Raw genomic sequence first — 15,519 nt, 5'->3', positions numbered from 1 at the left:
AAGGAGTAATTCATGGCTGGAAGAATCAGAATAAACTACATAAAATTTATAATTTTCGTAATTTCATTAGCTGTTATAATAATTTTTGGAAGAGATGTATTTGTGAGACGTTTTTTTAACGAACAAAAATCAGAAGTTCCGAATGTAATGAATTTAGATGTAAAAGATGCAGAAAAATACCTGAAAGAAGCAGGTTTAAAAGTTAAGATAAATAGTTCAAACTCAGAAAAAGTGGGATTTAATAAAGTATTTATCCAATATCCCGAAGCAGGAAAGATCGTAAAGACAAACAGAACAGTACAGATCTGGGTTAATAACGGAAAAGGAAAAGAAGTACCAAATATCGAAAAAATGGAACTCCTTGAAGCAAAATCAATACTTCAGAACTCTGATATCCAGATAGAGAAAATAGATTATCAGCCTTCAGATGCGAAGTTTAATACTATAATTTCAGTTTATCCCGCACCGGGAACAAAGCTCGATCCTAACCAGAAGATATCACTTCTTGTTTCTTCAAGAAAAATACTTGATGCTTCTGTTATGCCTAACTTGATAGGTCTTGATCTGAATGATGCACAGACACTTCTTGTTCAGCTGGGATTAAAAGCCGGTAAGATCAGCAGGGCAAATGATGATACACTGCCTGTTAATGCTATAATATCTACTAATCCAGCTCCGGGTGCCAAGATTGAAAAAGGACAGGCTGTATCTATTGTTATAAATTCAGGTCCTGCCCCTAGAAAAGCAGAACCTACAATCGAAGATATCATAAAGCAGAATTCGGATGAAAATGTTACTAACCAAAATGTAGAAGATATCATCAATCAGACAATGGAAAAAATTGACGAAAAAAGTACAAAACCGGCTGCACCTCCGGCAAATAACAATGCTAAACCGGATAACAGCAGCGGAACTGCTCCGGCCGGCGGAGAAAGTCAGCCAAAACAGGCTCCACAGCCTAAGAAACCTGAAGGCAGCGGTACACCTGCTCCTGCACAGGATTAAAGGAGGTACTTTTATTAAAGGAAGAGTTATAAGAAAAATTAAGGGTTTCTATTATGTTAACAGTGATAATAATATTTATGAATGTAAACTCAGGGGAGCCCTTAAAATAAAAAATGATAAGCTTAACTGTATTGTCGGCGATATTGTCGAATTTGACGAAAAAGAGCAGGCAATATGCAAGGTTTTTGAAAGAGAAAACTACCTTGACAGACCGCTTATTTCAAACATTGATTATGCAGGAATTACCTTTGCGATTAAGTCTCCGGACTTTGATTATACTAACTTTCAGAAAGTACTTTTAAATGTATACGACAGAAATATAACCCCGTTTGTTATATTCACCAAGGTTGATCTGATTTCAGATACAGAGTTAAAAGAATTTACTGATAATTTTCATATGGTATTTTCCACTCTTGAGCTTGATGTTTTTCCTGTTATTGCTACAGATGACACTGCTCTTTCAGATCTGAGAGAGTTTATTGCCGGAAAAATAACAGCCTTTTCAGGACCAAGCGGTGTAGGTAAGTCTACTCTTATAAATAATCTTCTTAACGAAGATATCTTAAGAACAGGTGATATTAGTGAAAAAACCGACAGAGGTAAACATACTACCACTGAAAGCCGCATTTTTGAACTTGATAATTCTACATTAATAGTAGATACACCGGGATTTTCCAGTCTGGATTTTCCCAAATTAAAAGAAAAAACAGCACTTTCACGCTTATTTCCTGACTTTCAGGATTACAGCGTACTTTGTAAATTTAGGGACTGTACTCATATAAATGAACCGGAGTGTGGTGTAAAAAGTGCTTTGGAAAATGCAAAAATTCCAAAATTGAGATACGAATTTTACTTGTATTCATATAATAATATTTTTAGAGAGGTGAAAAAATGATAAAAGTTGCTCCTTCTGTTCTGGCAGCAGATTTTAGCATTCTTAAAGAAGAGCTTGTAAGTTTGGAAAAGGCAGGTGCCGATTATATACACTTGGATATTATGGATGGTAATTTTGTTCCTAATATTTCTTTCGGTGCTCCCGTAATAAAAGAATTGAGAAAATGCAGCAAGCTGGTATTCGATGTTCATTTAATGGTTGAGATGCCGGAAAGATATATAGAGGATTTTGTTAACGCAGGTGCTGATATTATTACTGTCCATGTGGAAAGTACAAAACATCTTGACAGAACCATAGAATTGATCAAATCTTACGGGATAAAAGCCGGAGTTACTCTAAACCCCGCTACTCCTGTAGAATCTTTGAAATATATTATTAATAAGGTTGACATGGTTTTGGTTATGAGTGTAAATCCGGGATTTGGCGGTCAGAGTTTTATAGAATATTCTCTTGATAAAATAAAGGAAATCAAAAATATGCGTCCGGATGTTGATATAGAAGTCGACGGAGGCATCACAGATATTACTGCAAAAAGAGTAATTGAAGCGGGAGCCAATGTTTTAGTTGCCGGTTCTTATGTTTTCAACGGCGATTATAAAGAAAAAATTGACTCTCTCAGAGGAGGTAAATAAGTATGTATGAAAATATTGAAGTTTTACTGGATGAATTCTATAAAACTTATTATAAAATAGAAGAAATTAATCTGAATCAGGTAATAAAGTGCCTGACTACTACAGAGCTTCACGTCATAGAGGCTATCGGAGATCAGCTTCTTACCATGAACGAGCTTTCTGAAAAGCTGGGAATAACAATGGGTACAGCTTCTGTAGCTATAAACAAGCTTTCAGAGAAAAATTTTATTGAAAGAGAAAGAAGTGACGATGACAGAAGAAAGGTATTTGTAAAGCTTTCTAAAAAGGGACTGCTTGCTTATAAATATCATAACAGCTTTCACAGCAATATTTTGGAAAAAGTTACCAGCGAAATATCAAAAAGCAAAATGGAAACTTTTATTGAAGTTTTTGAAACTATTGTAAAAAATCTTAATAAAGTAAAGAAAGATATCCAGCCTGAATCTATCCTGAATTTTGAAAAAGGAGACGTAATTCAGGTTTCAAATATAAAAGGCAGTCCTGCCATAAAAAAATACCTGAATGAAAAAGGCATTAATATAAAATCATTAATCAAAATCAATGATAAAAACAAGCATATTTTGTCACTTTTGGTAGATGGTGACGAAAAGATAATAAATATAGAGGATGCAGCTGATATAATGGTTATCAGAAACTACATCTGATACTGGGAGACAATATGATCTACATTGACGGAATAGGAATGAAGTTTCTTGTAAACGAAGTTAAAAATGAAATATTAAATTACAGAGTGAGTAAGATTTATCAATATGATAAGTCTTCTCTCTCTTTATTTTTTGGCAGACAAAACCTGACTTTTATAATTAACAGTAAAAACACGATTTTTTATTTGAAGGATACCAAGGATGACAATACAGATTTTCAGTCAAAATTTCTTTTGAATATGAAAAAATCACTTCTTAATTCAAAGCTCATTAATATCACACAAAGCGGTTTTGACAGAATAATCTATTTTCAGTTTGAAAAACTGAATCAATTTGGTGATCTCGAAAAATTTGATCTTATTTTTGAAATAATGGGAAAACACAGTAATCTTTTTCTTACTGAAAAAAATAAAATCTTATCTTCTATATTTACTGCTTCCCTTGATGAGGGAAACAGGGTTATTTTTCCGGGAAGCCTGTATACTCCTCCTTTTGAAAAAATAAAGATTTCTCCTCTGCAGCTCAGTCCGGATGATTTTCCGTTTGCTTCGGGAGATGATTTTCTAAAAGCTGTGGAAGGAAGCGGAAAGATATTCGCTAATGAGGTTTATAATGATTATAAGAAATTCTCAGAATATTTAAAAGATTATCTTCCGATTATATATAAGCATGAAAAAGGAAGAACTCTCACTTATAACAAATTTTCAGAGTTCCCTTATTTTGAGTTTGAGACTTACTCTACTCTGAATGAAGCACTGAATAATTATCTGAACGTTACTTTCAAGTCGTCTTTTTTTAACAGCAAAAGAAATAATCTGTTAAAATTTATTGATAATAATCTGACAAAAAACAGAAAAATAATACAAAATATAAAAAAAGATCTTGATAAAAATTCAAATTATCAAAAATACAGAAATATCGGTGATATCCTCGCGGCAAATATGCATCTGCTGAAACAGGATATGCATGAGATCACTTTATTTGACTTTTATAATGAAAAAGAAATAGTTATTAAGCTTGATTCCTCGCTTTCACCAAATGAAAATCTGAATTTTTACTATAATAAATATAATAAAGCTAAAAGAACAATTGAAAACCTTCATGAAAGACTTCCGAAAATAGAAGAGGAAGCAGACTATCTTGAAGAGGTAAAAGTTTTTGTTAATAATGAAACTGACATTATAGGATTGGAAGAACTGGAAAACGAGCTGAATATTAAGCAAAAGCGTAAAATCAAACTTTACAAAAAGATAAAAAGAGAAATTTTGAGTTACCAGTTTGAAGATTTTACAATACTTGTAGGAAGAAACAGCCGTGAAAACGAAGAAATTACTTTTTCACGGGGAAATGGCGACGATATCTGGATGCATATAAAAGATCTTCCAGGCAGCCATGTTCTCATACTGAGGGAAAACAAGCCGGTTCCTGATTCTGTATTATCATATGCCGCTAATCTTGCCGGTCTTTATTCCAAGTCCGGTGTTGGTGATAAAGTTACAATAGACTACTGCGAAAAACGCTTTGTCAAGAAAATCAAAAAAAGCAAGCCGGGAAATGTGACTTATATCAATTATAAAAGTCTGGATGTTGTTATTAAAAACATTTCTTCATAAAATAAAACAGGAGTTTCGGCTCCTGTTTTATTTTAATAGTGTGCACTTTTCAACAGCAGATAGACAGATATAAGCAGACAAGTTGCTACACTAGTATATTTATAAATACATAAAAAGTGTTGACGCTCTCATTCTAATTAAAAATCAAACTGATATCCCACAGATAGTTTTAGTTTTTGATTTTTAAATTTTACATCTTCATCTTTATATGATACATTTAGTCCTCCTGGTGTATCGCTGACATTCGTATATCTCTTTCCGTCAGCTTTAAAATCATTTATTTCATAAGTAAGATCAACGATAAAATTTTTATATTCCACACCTGTACCAAATGCGTAGTAAAAACTATCTTTAGCACTGTAATCATATGCTTTGAAACTCTTGTTTACATCATGAAGAGTTTTTTTAGCTTCCATATCCCCCGAATTAAATGAATATCCCACATTTACTTTCACATATGGTGTAAAATCTGTTCTGTTTCTAAAAACATATCTGGCAGTAGCATAAAGAGGAATAGAATCTAAATCATCGCTGCTGTACTTTATAGTACTGTTCTCAGCGGCATTATATTTATCTCCGGGAGTTTTGTCACTATTAAAGTTATACTCCAGCCCGGCTCCTACCTGTATATTTTCAAATATTTCCCTTCTGTACTCGGCACCCAGATTAAAACCGTTTTTAAATTTTAATTTGTCATATCCGTTAGTATCTTTTTGTTCCACCTTCTTATAAACATCATACCCACCTTTTACCTCTATTGTGTTATTCTCTGCATATACTGAAAAAGTAAGTACTAATCCTATTAATAATAAATATTTTTTTCTCATTTTATCCCTCCAATTCCTGGTTATATATTTTAGTATAAAATAAATATAAGAGCGTCATAATTTCTACGTAAAATATAACAAAATGATATAAAATTATTATTTTTGATTATTTTGAACTGAAAAAGAATTTTAAATGTTTTTTTGAAAAGAAAAAGCTATTAAATTTGATATTATTATTTTTTTAAAAAAGAGTGTTTTGAAAAATCAGATACGAATAAGATATTGGTAATGATAAGATTTAATTGAGATAATAAACACTATAACACATTTAAATATTTTTTTCAAGAAAAAAAGGAAGCATATATCTTCCTCTTTTTAATTTCTGAAATTTATTTTCCTATTATTGTCAATCCTATTTGAGCTATTGTAGCACTTCCTATATATGTACCTATAAAAACTGCCACTGCTACTATTAATATTTTCCATGAAGTCTGTTTCAATTCTGACATACGGTTTACTACTGAAATTCCTGCATATGTAAGTATCGGAGTAGTAATCGCAAGCAGATCCACTGAATTAATAGACTTAATTATCAGTGAGGAAAAAGGCATTCCCGGAAGACAAAAAGCTATTGAAAATATAGATACCCATCCAAGAATAGGGAATTTATTTAATACCGGAACCCTTTTCAGTACCATTGATACCAAAAGTCCTACCATTGAGATAAACCATAGTGCCAGTAATCCATATACTGTATATTTGTTTAAAACCAGTTTTGGATTCGGATGAAATATATATTTTATCATAGTTCCAAAAAGTACTGAAACTACACTTAATAAAAGTATTATCCCATATTTTAAAAATTGTTTCACTTCTTTCATCATATCATCTGTCATTTTTTATCACCTCTTGTTAATAACTTATACATAAAACTCTGTAACGGTGCTGCTAAAAATAACATTGAATATGTTCCTAAGAAGCTTGTCAGCAGGTTACTTGCACTGGCATAAGCCGTTATCTGTTCACCCAGTTCCGGAAAATGTGAAGTCAATGCCGATGATGAAGCAGCCATCATACTTCCTGAGCCCACTCCTGAAGCCATCGCCAAGGCCTGAGGGGAATAACCCACATAACTAAGGATCGGTGCAAAGAAACTGAAAAATAATGCGCCAAATAATGTCCCTATTATATAAAGCGAAAGTACCCCACGCCCTTCCGGCGAATCAAGCGTATATTTTTCAGATATATAAGCCAGCTCTCCTTCTCTTCCGAGACCAAGCGTACATCCTATGGCTTCACGTTTAAGCCCGAGAAGAATAGCCACCGGAAGTCCAAGAACAACTGTTCCTAAGTTTCCTAATTCCTGAAATAAGAAAATAGGACCCTTGCTTACTATATCTCCTAACTGAGGTGCTATTGTGGCACCATATCTTGCCATTAAAGGAAGCATAATTATAATAAGATATTTTCCTGCAAAATTTACGTTTTCCTTGGAATAAATTTTTGCTATAATCCCTTTTCTTAAAGGTTTAAGTCCTAAAAGCATTGTAAATAAAATTGCAAATGCCAGCGGTAATATAGTCAGTGCCAGCTTTTCCCCTATAGGAATCATCTGAATCCCTATTATTTCGGCAATGGCAATTATTATAAATGCAAAAATTACCATATAAATATAAGATTTCTTCATTCTACTTTTCTTTCCTCCTAAATTTCTATTGTATATTATTTTCCTACTATGGAATTTATACATTCTTCATATTCTTTGAAACTCTTTTTGTACAGCTTTGATTTATCAATTTTTCCACTCATATATTCCAGAGACTTAGCTACGAATCTCGGAAATATTTCATAAATCATTTCAGGATCTTCATCCTTAAAATCATCTCCGTGTATTGTACCCGCAAATCCGCTGTATCCTATCTGTATACAAGGAACCATAAATGAAAGATCCCCGATATCCCCTGCAGCACTGATAAACTTATTATTCCACAAAGTTTTTATTTCACTCTGCTCTGTAAAGGCATCCACTACAAATTGTCCTATATAACGATCCTGTACAAACGGAAGATAACCCATCTGTGTTTCGGCTTCCACCTCACCGTCAAGACATATTGCACTTCCCATTGCTGCTTTATCTATTCTGTCTGCTACTGTTTTCATATACTCTACACTTTTGGTTCTCAAATCTGTTCCTACTTTTATAAAGTTTGGTATTACATTAGTTGACATATCCGACTCCATAACAATAGGGTTCATTCTTACATGCTCGCTGTCCTTCAGCTGCTGTCTCATAAGTCCGAGAGCTACCTGAAATATATTCGACATACTGTACGCATTTTTTCCGGAAAAAGGATCAAATCCTGCATGTGACGCACTCCCCCTGAAAGTATATTTCTTATAAAGAAATCCTGCCAGGTCGCAGTTTATCTCGGAAGTTCTTTCGGTAAAAGATCCTCCTATTGCATGAACACAAACACCTATATCAATATCGTCAAAAATACCCAGTCTCATAGCCTCAGGTTTACCGCCATAGTAATTTATTACTCCGTCTTTCTGCAGCTTCTCCCTGTAAGACAGATCCAGATACTCTTCTGCCGGTATAAATATAAAGGTTAGCGTATAATCCAGATTTTTATATGCTCCTGTTGTATAAAAGTAATTATATAATGCCAGTGTAATAGCTATTTGCGTATGATGACCGCAATTATGAGCTGCTCCGCTCTCCTTGTCAGAACACCAGTGCGAAGGGGCATACACTGCATCAAGCTCCCCAATAAAAGCCATATTGACAGATTTCCCGCTTCCAAGAGTAGTTTTTATTCCGGTAGTACTGAAAAATTCCATTTCTATTTCCGGATTTACTTTTTTTAGAAATTCAATAACTGATTCTTTGGTTTTAAATTCCTTATACCCTAACTCAGGATTTTTAAAAATTTTCTCACCGATCTCTTTTATCTCCTGATATTGGTTTTTAAAAAACATAATTGATTCTCCTTTCTCCTACTATTCATTATACATAACTTTTTTTAAAATTAAAACCCTTTGCATATATATTTTATATATATAATTATTTCACACTTTAATATATTACGCTAAAAAAACAGCAGCAAATTACTTTGCTGCTGATATATATGATTATCAGAATCCTTTAAACTCTGAATTTATCAGGAGCATATCAGGATTCTTATATTTTTCCTTATTAAAACCGTGAATAAATACGACATAGTTAGAAAAACACCCAAACAAACAGAATGGGTGTAAAAAATTAATCTCTTATAGTTGCTAATAATTCTCCTAAAGTTTCTACCGCCTGATCAGCGTCAGAACCTTCAGCTGTTACTGTTACTTCTGAACCGTTTTTGATTCCGATTGATAATAACTTTAACAGAGATTTTCCGTTCACCTTTTTTCCGTCGTGTTCAACAAAAACATCACTTTCAAATTCTTTTGCTTTAGATACAAAAATTCCACCTGGTCTTGTATGTAATCCTGTAGGATTAGTAATAGTTACTGTTTTACTTGCCATATTCTCCTCCTTGAGCTTTTTTATATCTAAGATTTTACAATATAAATTTTACTTTGTCAATATTAATGTGTCTGCTTATTTACTATTAAAATTTTTATAATTAAAAAAAAATTTACTTACTGTCTAAAATATTGTGATTTTTTTGTCATAATATTAAATTCACTTTTTTTATTTTAAGATTAATATATATTAAAAAAATGATTCTTTTATAGCTCGATATTCTGATATCCTGTTATTTTCAGCTGTATAAAGCCTTATATATTTATAATTTTACGCGGCATAAACGAGTTAAGCATAAAGAAATATAGTGATTAATAATTACACAGCTATAATAAAAAAATGAACGGTATTCATTAATTAAAAATATACTGACTGCCATTTCAGAGAATTCTGTTTTATGATATAAAAATACATTTTATAAATTTTAAATTAATCAATATGATTAATTTCCATTTATTAAAATTAAAAATTAAAACATTAATTTTAATTATTATGCGCATAATAATTAAAAAATTAACAGCTAAAAATTCTTTATATTACAATATTTTCAAGCCTTGAATATTAAAAAACCTGTCACAAATGTGTAACAGGCTGTAAAATATTTTATATTATTTATTTTTTGAAAATTTATATCTGCTTTTTACTATTTTCCAAAACTGCATTTATCCAGCCGAAAAATAATGGATGCGGTTTATCCGGTCTGCTCTTGAATTCCGGATGATACTGTGATGCCACAAAAAACGGATGTCCCTCTAATTCTACCACTTCTACATACTTTCCGTCAGGTGAAGTTCCAGTTATTTTCATTCCTGCATTTTCGAACTCATCTCTGTATTTATTGTTAAATTCATATCTGTGTCTGTGTCTCTCATTTATTAGTTCAGAATTATACAGTGAATATGCTCTGCTGTTTTTCTTCAGCTTGCATGGATAAGTCCCCAATCTCATTGTTCCTCCGAGATCCACTATATCTTCCTGCTCTTCCATAAGATTTATTATAGGATAATCAGTAGTTTTATCAAATTCTGTAGAAGTTGCATTTTCATGACCAAGAACATTTTTGGCGAATTCTATACATGCTGTCTGCATTCCAAGACAGATACCCAGATATGGAATATTATTTTCTCTGGCATATTTTATAGCATTTAGCTTACCGTCAATTCCTCTGTCTCCAAAGCCTCCGGGTACAAGTATTCCTTCATACTCTCCCAAAATTGCCGTATCATAATCTTCCGACTGAATATAATCAATCTTTACCTTTGTATCCTGATTATAACCTGCATGCTCTATAGCTTCATGTATACTTATATATGCGTCTTTTAATTCCACATACTTTCCGACTACAGCTACTTTTACACACTTCTTAGGATTTTTATACTTATTTACCATGGCTGTCCATTTTGCCAGATCAGGTTTTTTATTTTCAAGCTTTAAATATTTACAAGCAACATCAGCCAGACCTAGTTTTTCCATTGTAAGAGGAATTTCATACAATACATCTGCATCATTTGCTTCTATTACCGCTTCTTCATCTATATCGCAAAATAAAGAAACTTTTTTCTTAATATTCTCGTCTACAGGATGTTCACTTCTTACTACTATAATATCAGGTGATATTCCCAGACTTCTCAGTACTTTTACACTATGCTGCGTAGGCTTGGTTTTCAGTTCCCCTGCTGCCTTTATATAAGGAAGCAGTGTTACATGGATATAAATTACATTATCTCTGCCTGCATCTTTTTTGAACTGTCTTATTGCTTCTATAAAGGTATCGCCTTCTATATCTCCGATTGTACCGCCGATTTCGGTAATTACTATATCAGAGTCATTAGCACATGATACTTTTCTTATATAGTCTTTTATTTCATCTGTAACATGGGGTACGAACTGGACTGTAGCTCCAAGATATTCCCCTCTTCTTTCTTTATTCAAAATAGTTGACATAAGTCTTCCTGTAGTCAGACTGTTATATTTGGTAAGCTCCTCATCTATGAATCTCTCATAATGTCCCAAATCCAAGTCTGTTTCCGCACCATCTTCTGTTACAAAAACTTCACCATGCTGATACGGGCTCATTGTTCCGGGATCAACATTTACGTACGGATCAAATTTTTGTATTGTTACTTTGTATCCCCTTTCTTTTAACAATCTTCCCAATGATGACGCAGTAATTCCTTTCCCTAAAGACGAAACTACCCCTCCGGTAACAAAAACGTACTTTTTCTCCACTTGAAACCATTCCTTTCTAATTTGATAGTTTGATAGTATGTATTCTTTATTTTACACAAATAAAAAAGACGAAAAAAAAAAATTAACTTTAATTTCGTCAGTTTTTTGAATTTATATACAATTTTTTTTACTTAGTTATTATTAAGTATAATAAAAAAAATAGATTTTGTCAATAATTTTATAAAATTTTTGTTTTTAGTTTTTCTACGTCAACATTACGAATATACTTTACTATATTTCCGTAAATATTTTCGTGATGTCCGTATTTTTCCTCTCTGAGTTCCTTTATGGCTTCTTCCTTGCTGAATCCTTCAAATACTATTCTGTACATAGCAACTACTACCCCAGTCCTGTCGCTTCCGTGCCAGCAGTGTATCAAAACCGGCTTGTCTGAATTTTTTATGAGTGTGAGTATTTCTGCTATATCTTCATCTTTTATCTTCCCGGGATTCATTTTTACTCTTTCCAGCTTTAGAGATGTATTTTTAGCTTCATTCATGTCAGAATGATACCTTCTGAGATTTATCACAGTTTTTACACCTATTATGTCCATTAACTCCATATTTTTTCTGTCAGGCTGCGCCGATCTGTATATACCATCACTTACTTTATAAAAATTTCTTATGTTATCAGCCAGTATTTCTTCTTCTATGGCATTTATTTCAGCATAACCGACACTCTGTATCAAAAAAAGAAATAATAGGAAGATTTTCATATAATTTTCCATAATATCCTGCTTTCCATATACTTTAATCTATATTATTATAACATAAAAATTCGATTTTCACTTTAATATTAAAAAAATATATTAAATATTTATGTTGTCTTAAATCTTTTTCTTTATTAGTTTATTCTGTCTGTATTTACCAAAATTATCAGTAAAGAAAAAGGCCGCTTATGCAGCCCAATTCCTGATTCTATAATATAAAACTTTTATTATTCGCCTTTTTTATAAGCACCTTCTGAACCAAATACTGTTTTTATTTTTTCTTTATAGAATTCTTTCATATAATTTTTACCAGGCTCAAGATATTTTCTTGGGTCGAATTCTTTAGGATTTTTAGCAAGAGCTTCTCTTATTCCTGCTGTAAAAGCCAGTCTTCCGTCTGTATCAACGTTGATCTTAGCAACAGCTGATTTTGATGCAAGTCTTAATTGTTCATCAGGTATACCAATAGCATCTGCTATCTCTCCACCGTACTGTTTCATTAAATCAACAAACTGCTTAGGTACAGATGAAGAACCATGTAATACTATAGGGAATCCGGGTATTCTTTTTTCTATTTCTTCAAGAATATCCAGTCTTATTTTAGGGTTATCCCCAGGTTTGAATTTATGAGCTCCATGAGAAGTTCCTATTGCTATAGCTAATGAATCTACTCCTGTTCTTTTTACGAAGTCTTCCACTTCATCAGGCTGTGTATATATATGTGCATCTGCCACTACATCATCTTCTACTCCTGCAAGTACTCCTAATTCTGCTTCTACTGTAACATCATGCTTGTGGGCAAATTCTGCTACCTTTTTAGATTCTTCTATATTTTCTTCGTACGCATGATGTGAACCGTCTATCATTACAGAACTGAATCCGTATTCAACACAGTCTTTACAAGTTTCAAAATCAGGACCATGATCAAGGTGAAGGGCAACTGGTATGTCAGAACCTTTCGATCTTGCATAAGCTACTGCTGCCTGTGCTAAGAAAGGCACCATTTCTTTTCCGATATAATTTCTTGCTCCTTTTGATACCTGTAAAATAACAGGTGATCCTGTTTCCACACATGCTTCGATTATCCCCTGTATCTGTTCCAGGTTGTTAAAATTAAATGCAGGAACTGAATATCCTTCTTTGTTAGCTTTTTCAAACATTTCCTTTGTGTTGCTTAAACCTAAATCTTTGTAATGATACTTCATTTTAATACCTCCTAAAATATGTTCACTTATATAATAACAAATTTACACCTTAAAATCAACATTCTTGAACAACTTTGACCTTCGTCAAAACATTTCTAAACCTTATATTTTACAATGAAAATCTTACTTTAAAATATTTATACAAAAATCCGATTCTGATAAAAATAAATTCAGAATCGGTTTTATGTTATTTTATTTCTACTTTTTGTACTTTTTCTCCTGAATAACTATCCAGAAAATAAAGTTTTTTTGTTTTGGTATTATATTCAAATTCCGGCATACCGGCTGCATACGGTGCTACAGCATAGCTCATATACATTATCCCAATAGTATCCTTATCTGACTGATATACTACAGCATTATTCATCAGGTCTTCCGCTGTATATTTATCCTCAAAAAATATTCCTTCCGGATTGTCTGTAATATATTTTTGTATTTTATTAAATATTGCTTTATTATTAGTCTTTAAAGTATCTGTAATAATCTTTCCTGTTTTTCTGTTCACAAGAAAAGCAGTTACCCAGCTTCCTCCATGTGCACCACCGGTATACTGATAACCGTTTATTGTAAAAGAAATTACATTATTATCTGCATAAATCAAATCAGGACCCACTGATACTACATAATCCCCGCATCTTTCAGGATCATTGACACAGATTTCTTTCTCGTCTTCTTTTAATGCTTCCACATCAATCAGTTTATTTATTTCATCATTTACAGCCTTGAATTTCACATTATTGGTAAATACCGGCTTTATTATCTCATAATTTTTATTTCCGTTAATATATACAGTTTCTGTTTTTATTTCAGGAACTTTTACCTCAGTTTTTGCCATTATACATATTCCTGAAAAAATCATCAAAAGTAACACTGATTTAAATATTTTCATTTTATCGCCGTCCTTTTTATTTTTTGAATACTTTTCCCCATTATTTTATTACTCTTTTTTCAGTCTTATATAACTTCCCCCCCGGATAGTTATTTGATGTTATTTCTTTATCTCGGTAATACCGCCCATATAAGGTATCAGAACCTCAGGTATTTCTATACTTCCGTCTTCTTTTTGATAGTTTTCCATTATGGCAAGAAGTGTTCTCCCCACTGCTAGCCCTGATCCATTTAATGTATGAACAAAATAGCTCTTTTTATCTGTCTCTGATCTGTACTTTATCATTGCTCTTCTTGCCTGAAAATCCTCAGTATTTGAGCAAGATGAAATTTCTCTGTATTTATTCTGGCTTGGAATCCATACTTCCAGATCATAAGTCTTTGACGCACCGAAGCCTATATCGCCGCTGCATAATGCAAGCACTCTGTAAGGAATATTTAATTTTTGCAGTACTGTTTCCGCATTATTTACCATTTTCTCCAGCTCATCATATGAATTCTCAGGGTGTACTATCTTTACCATTTCTACTTTATTAAACTGATGCTGTCTAAGTATCCCTTTCATATCCTTGCCATGTGATCCGGCCTCTCTTCTGAAGCATGCGGTAAACCCGCAGTAATACTTTGGAAGCTCACTTTCGGCAAGTATTTCATCTTTATGAAGATTAGTAAGAGTCACTTCTGCCGTAGGAATCAAAAACATATCATCTGTAGTCTTATATGCATCATCTTCAAACTTTGGAAGCTGTCCTGTTCCTACCATTATATCTCTCTTTACCAGCTGCGGTGTCAGCATTTCTTCATAGCCGTGCTCACTTGTATGAAGATCCAGCATAAAATTAATAAGTGCTCTTTCCAGCTTTGCTGCCATTCCTTTATAAACTGTAAATCTTGATCCTGACAGCTTCACTCCTCTTTCAAAATCAAGGATTCCCAGCTCTGTCCCTAATTCTTCATGCGGTTTTGGCTCAAAACCAAACTTTTTCGGTTCTCCCCATTTTCTTACCTCCACATTGTCATCTTCCGAAGCTCCGACAGGTGTACTTTCATGCAGCTTATTCGGTATAGTCAGCAAAAGATAATTTTGTTCCTCTTCTATTTTTGCTGTTTTTTCGTCAAGCTCTTTTATTTTGTCACTTACTTTTCCCATTTTTTCCAAAAGCTCATCTGCATTTTTTCCTTCTCTTTTATATTTCCCTATTAATGCACTCTGATCATTCTTCTCTTTTTTTAATGTTTCTGCTTCCTGAAGCAGTTCCCGTCTTGCTTCATCTGCTTTCAAAAGCCCGTCCAAATCAAAATTACTGTTTCTGTCTTTCAGGCTCTTTCTTATTATTTCGGTATTTTCCCTAATAAATTTCATATCTATCATATTTCTTTCTCCT

General features: G+C 32.9%; 15 protein-coding genes. 5 read left to right on the top strand and 10 right to left on the bottom strand.

Annotated features, from left to right (window positions below; translation table 11 throughout):
• Positions 1-12 precede the first annotated feature (12 nt).
• Genes STERM_RS10060 through STERM_RS10040 form a run of 5 tightly spaced genes read left to right on the top strand, consistent with a single transcriptional unit; the run spans position 13 to position 4,810 of the window.
• Positions 13-1,005: a PASTA domain-containing protein gene (locus STERM_RS10060; protein WP_012861494.1), complete on the top strand. Its 993-nt coding sequence runs from the start codon at positions 13-15 to the stop codon at positions 1,003-1,005.
• Positions 887-1,900 (top strand): ribosome small subunit-dependent GTPase A, encoded by a 1,014-nt coding sequence (rsgA, locus tag STERM_RS10055; RefSeq protein ID WP_115388783.1) that lies wholly within the window; start codon positions 887-889, stop codon positions 1,898-1,900. The genes STERM_RS10060 and rsgA overlap by 119 nt, the downstream gene beginning before the upstream one ends.
• A complete protein-coding gene (gene rpe / locus STERM_RS10050) occupies positions 1,897-2,532 on the top strand; it encodes a ribulose-phosphate 3-epimerase (protein ID WP_012861492.1) in 636 nt (211 codons plus the stop codon). The genes rsgA and rpe overlap by 4 nt, the downstream gene beginning before the upstream one ends.
• A 2-nt stretch (positions 2,533-2,534) precedes the next feature.
• Positions 2,535-3,197 (top strand): MarR family winged helix-turn-helix transcriptional regulator, encoded by a 663-nt coding sequence (locus STERM_RS10045; protein WP_012861491.1) that lies wholly within the window; start codon positions 2,535-2,537, stop codon positions 3,195-3,197.
• A gap of 14 nt (positions 3,198-3,211) precedes the next feature.
• A complete protein-coding gene (locus STERM_RS10040) occupies positions 3,212-4,810 on the top strand; it encodes an Rqc2 family fibronectin-binding protein (protein ID WP_012861490.1) in 1,599 nt (532 codons plus the stop codon).
• 137 nt (positions 4,811-4,947) lie between these two features.
• On the opposite strand, the gene STERM_RS10035 is transcribed toward STERM_RS10040, so the two are convergent.
• The 10 genes from STERM_RS10035 to serS all read right to left on the bottom strand — a co-directional run bounded on the left by STERM_RS10035 (position 4,948) and on the right by serS (position 15,506).
• Positions 4,948-5,637 (bottom strand): outer membrane beta-barrel protein, encoded by a 690-nt coding sequence (locus STERM_RS10035; RefSeq protein ID WP_012861489.1) that lies wholly within the window; start codon positions 5,635-5,637, stop codon positions 4,948-4,950.
• Positions 5,638-5,966: 329 nt separating this feature from the next.
• Positions 5,967-6,473, bottom strand: a complete 507-nt coding sequence (locus tag STERM_RS10030) for a hypothetical protein (RefSeq protein ID WP_012861488.1) — start codon at positions 6,471-6,473, stop codon at positions 5,967-5,969.
• Positions 6,470-7,264, bottom strand: coding sequence for a DUF3100 domain-containing protein (locus tag STERM_RS10025; RefSeq protein WP_012861487.1), 795 nt, complete (start codon positions 7,262-7,264; stop codon positions 6,470-6,472). Before STERM_RS10025 ends, STERM_RS10030 begins: the two co-directional genes overlap by 4 nt.
• A gap of 35 nt (positions 7,265-7,299) precedes the next feature.
• Positions 7,300-8,559 carry a M20/M25/M40 family metallo-hydrolase gene (locus STERM_RS10020; protein WP_012861486.1) on the bottom strand — a complete coding sequence of 420 codons (1,260 nt, stop codon included), beginning with the start codon at positions 8,557-8,559 and terminating at the stop codon, positions 7,300-7,302.
• A 283-nt stretch (positions 8,560-8,842) separates the two neighbouring features.
• On the bottom strand, positions 8,843-9,103 hold the full coding sequence (locus STERM_RS10015; RefSeq protein WP_012861485.1) for an HPr family phosphocarrier protein: 261 nt from the start codon (positions 9,101-9,103) through the stop codon (positions 8,843-8,845).
• A gap of 627 nt (positions 9,104-9,730) precedes the next feature.
• Positions 9,731-11,332 (bottom strand): CTP synthase, encoded by a 1,602-nt coding sequence (locus STERM_RS10010; protein ID WP_012861484.1) that lies wholly within the window; start codon positions 11,330-11,332, stop codon positions 9,731-9,733.
• A 178-nt stretch (positions 11,333-11,510) separates the two neighbouring features.
• Positions 11,511-12,059, bottom strand: a complete 549-nt coding sequence (locus STERM_RS10005) for a dual specificity protein phosphatase family protein (protein ID WP_012861483.1) — start codon at positions 12,057-12,059, stop codon at positions 11,511-11,513.
• A gap of 209 nt (positions 12,060-12,268) precedes the next feature.
• The gene (locus STERM_RS10000; protein WP_012861482.1) at positions 12,269-13,246 is read right to left on the bottom strand and encodes a class II fructose-bisphosphate aldolase; all 978 of its coding nucleotides are present in this window, start codon (positions 13,244-13,246) and stop codon (positions 12,269-12,271) included.
• A gap of 187 nt (positions 13,247-13,433) precedes the next feature.
• Positions 13,434-14,135, bottom strand: a complete 702-nt coding sequence (locus tag STERM_RS09995; protein ID WP_012861481.1) for a DUF4163 domain-containing protein — start codon at positions 14,133-14,135, stop codon at positions 13,434-13,436.
• A 99-nt stretch (positions 14,136-14,234) separates the two neighbouring features.
• Positions 14,235-15,506: a serine--tRNA ligase gene (gene serS, locus STERM_RS09990; RefSeq protein ID WP_012861480.1), complete on the bottom strand. Its 1,272-nt coding sequence runs from the start codon at positions 15,504-15,506 to the stop codon at positions 14,235-14,237.
• Between the last annotated feature and the right edge of the window lie 13 nt (positions 15,507-15,519).

The sequence above is a fragment of the Sebaldella termitidis ATCC 33386 genome (assembly GCF_000024405.1).
Taxonomy (GTDB): domain Bacteria; phylum Fusobacteriota; class Fusobacteriia; order Fusobacteriales; family Leptotrichiaceae; genus Sebaldella; species Sebaldella termitidis.
The sequence above is the reverse complement of the archived record's forward strand: the minus strand, read 5'-3'. Positions and strand labels throughout refer to the sequence as shown.

Coding starts and splice junctions, on each gene's coding strand:
- STERM_RS10015 (WP_012861485.1), bottom strand. CDS start 9,103: ATGGCAAGTAAAACAGTAACTATTACTAATCCTACAGGATTACATACA.
- STERM_RS10020 (WP_012861486.1), bottom strand. CDS start 8,559: ATGTTTTTTAAAAACCAATATCAGGAGATAAAAGAGATCGGTGAGAAA.
- STERM_RS10040 (WP_012861490.1), top strand. CDS start 3,212: ATGATCTACATTGACGGAATAGGAATGAAGTTTCTTGTAAACGAAGTT.
- STERM_RS10000 (WP_012861482.1), bottom strand. CDS start 13,246: ATGAAGTATCATTACAAAGATTTAGGTTTAAGCAACACAAAGGAAATG.
- STERM_RS10035 (WP_012861489.1), bottom strand. CDS start 5,637: ATGAGAAAAAAATATTTATTATTAATAGGATTAGTACTTACTTTTTCA.
- rpe (WP_012861492.1), top strand. CDS start 1,897: ATGATAAAAGTTGCTCCTTCTGTTCTGGCAGCAGATTTTAGCATTCTT.
- STERM_RS10030 (WP_012861488.1), bottom strand. CDS start 6,473: ATGACAGATGATATGATGAAAGAAGTGAAACAATTTTTAAAATATGGG.
- STERM_RS10060 (WP_012861494.1), top strand. CDS start 13: ATGGCTGGAAGAATCAGAATAAACTACATAAAATTTATAATTTTCGTA.
- STERM_RS09995 (WP_012861481.1), bottom strand. CDS start 14,135: ATGAAAATATTTAAATCAGTGTTACTTTTGATGATTTTTTCAGGAATA.
- STERM_RS10025 (WP_012861487.1), bottom strand. CDS start 7,264: ATGAAGAAATCTTATATTTATATGGTAATTTTTGCATTTATAATAATT.
- serS (WP_012861480.1), bottom strand. CDS start 15,506: ATGATAGATATGAAATTTATTAGGGAAAATACCGAAATAATAAGAAAG.
- rsgA (WP_115388783.1), top strand. CDS start 887: ATGCTAAACCGGATAACAGCAGCGGAACTGCTCCGGCCGGCGGAGAAA.
- STERM_RS10005 (WP_012861483.1), bottom strand. CDS start 12,059: ATGGAAAATTATATGAAAATCTTCCTATTATTTCTTTTTTTGATACAG.
- STERM_RS10045 (WP_012861491.1), top strand. CDS start 2,535: ATGTATGAAAATATTGAAGTTTTACTGGATGAATTCTATAAAACTTAT.